Source organism: Pseudomonas sp. 05T35 (assembly GCF_056396605.1).
Genome location: NZ_JBFTLU010000667.1, coordinates 1 through 1,696, shown reverse-complemented (window position 1 = coordinate 1,696; position 1,696 = coordinate 1). Strand labels below are relative to the sequence as shown.

The 1,696-nt window shown below is 58.0% G+C and carries 2 protein-coding genes; both read right to left on the bottom strand.

Annotation, left to right across the window (positions count from 1 at the left end):
- A partial coding sequence (locus AC1DH9_RS28640) for a hypothetical protein (protein WP_477809281.1) occupies positions 1-260 on the bottom strand: 260 nt, incomplete at its 3' end.
- A 101-nt stretch (positions 261-361) separates the two neighbouring features.
- A complete protein-coding gene (locus AC1DH9_RS28635; RefSeq protein WP_477749127.1) occupies positions 362-1,567 on the bottom strand; it encodes a tyrosine-type recombinase/integrase in 1,206 nt (401 codons plus the stop codon).
- Between the last annotated feature and the right edge of the window lie 129 nt (positions 1,568-1,696).

Genomic DNA, 1,696 nt, shown 5'->3' with positions numbered 1-1,696 from the left:
GACAGTAGGTGTCCGCTATACTCTGTAAGCGCAGGGATGTTTACATTCCCGGCAGCCCATTGATCGCAGGCGATTAGCTCAGCAGCTTCTTGGAGGGTCATCATCCAAGTGCCAAAGTTTTCCAGCTCAACCAGGCTTTCACCAAGGGTGTGATGTTGATGAATTACGTCAGTGATGTGCTTTTCTACTAATTCATCTTCCGTGCTGCAATGTCCCAATAATTGGGTTTTGTCTATGCCACGTATTATCCCGCCATTCATCACGTAACCCTCCCAAGCGCTCCCACTACTGAATAGGTCTGCCAGTCAGGCGGGTGGGAAGTCCGCTTTTCGCTCCGTCGAGCTAGGCCAGCCAAAATTTTTTATGCCTTTCGTTTGATGCTCACCACGTTAGCGCCAGCGCACAGTGCGTCGATTGAGTCAGCCCATTCCTGCATCATTCCCCGGCGTTGCTCGACATAGGCCGCATGGTTATAGGTGCCACGGATCTCGTCACTGTCACCGTGGGCAAGCTGGCGCTCGATCCAGTCCTTGTTGTACCCGCGCCCGTTCAGTTCGGTACTCAGCAGGTGGCGGAAGCCATGGCCTGTCTGCCGACCTTCGTAGCCCATCACTCGCAGTGCTTTGTTCACCGTGTTCTCGCTCATAGGGCGATCGGGATTGGCGCCAGCAAAAACCAATGCATAGCGCCCAGTGACCTCTTGGAGTTGGCGCAGGATGGCAACGGCCTGGCGGGGCAGGGGGACGATATGGGGCCGGCGGGATTTCATGCGTTCGGCTGGAATCGTCCAGGCAGCGCCCTCTAGGTCGAACTCTGTCCAAGGGGCTTGGCGAAGTTCGCCAGGGCGAACGGCTGTCAACGCGAGCAGACGGATAGCGTGCCGGGTCAGGGTATGGATGTTCGCGGCGTCGCACTTCCCCAGTAGCTCGGGCAATTCGTTGAAGGTGATGTGCGGGTGATGGCGGGCGGCTTTTGTTGGCGCAGCTACCACGTTCAGATCGGTGGCCGGATTGACCTCTACGACGCCCTTGGCCAGCCCATACCGAAATATTTGGTGTAGCCATTGGCGGATCTTGCCGGCGGCATTCAGCGTGCCCCTAGATTCCACCTTGCGCACCAACTCCACCAGATCGGGCCGGGTGATCGCTTTCACCGGGCGGGCACCGATACCCGGAATCAGATCATTCTCCAGGTACAGCTTGGCTTTGTAGGTAGTGCTCTCTGCCCAGCGGGGGGCGTTGTAGGCAAACCACTCTCGCGCCAGCGTCTCGAAAGTCAGCCCCTCGACCCTCTGCGCCTGTTTGGCTGCTTTCTTTTGCTCGCCGGGATCTGTGCCCTCAATCAGTAGTTGGCGCGCCCCATCGCGAAGCTGGCGGGCTTTTAGCAGAGTGACCGCAGGGTATGCGCCGATCGCCAGCATCTTTGCGCTGCCGTTGAAGCGGTACCGATAGCGCCATAGCTTGGAGCCGGTCGGGGTTACTTCAAGGCATAAGCCGTTGGCGTCGGTCAGCCGGTAAAGCTTGTCCTTCGGCTTGGCGGTACGGATGGTGGTATCTGAGAGTGGCACGCTGCCTCCTTGCAGGCCGCACCAGCCGGGCGTTTTGCCGCGGAGGTGTGAGTAGATTTGTAGACCGAACTGGATCTACTCACGAATCTACTCACATATGTTTGGGCTTACAAGGGAAGGGTTGGGAAC